Consider the following 349-nt stretch of genomic DNA (forward strand, 5'->3'; position numbering starts at 1 on the left):
TTAAATTGACATTTCGGGATATAAATAACTTTTCAGATTTTATTACTAGTTGTATGATTAATAACAGTTAAATAAAGAAATTGAGGAATTATAATGAAAGCATTTCGTGAAGCAATGAGTTGGATTATTCCCATTTTAATCGGGTTAATAATCGCATTAGTAATTAAGCAGTTTTTCTTTCAAATTGTTCGGGTTGATGGACCATCCATGCAACCAAACTTACAAAATAATGAACGAGTATTTTGTTTGAAAACTGCCAAGATCCATCATGGAAGTGTCGTTGTATTTGATGCTAATGGCGTTGATCCGCAAGTATCAGTTAAAACCGATTATGTTAAGCGAGTAATTG

Annotated in this window: 1 protein-coding gene; it reads left to right on the plus strand. The window is 31.5% G+C overall.

All coding sequences use genetic code 11. The features are described from left to right. Positions 1–93: 93 nt before the first annotated feature. A partial coding sequence (gene lepB, locus AACL61_RS07450) for a signal peptidase I (protein WP_339111191.1) occupies positions 94–349 on the plus strand: 256 nt, incomplete at its 3' end.

It is taken from the genome of Limosilactobacillus reuteri subsp. porcinus (genome assembly GCF_036621895.1).
In the GTDB taxonomy this organism is placed as follows: Bacteria; Bacillota; Bacilli; order Lactobacillales; family Lactobacillaceae; genus Limosilactobacillus; species Limosilactobacillus reuteri_J.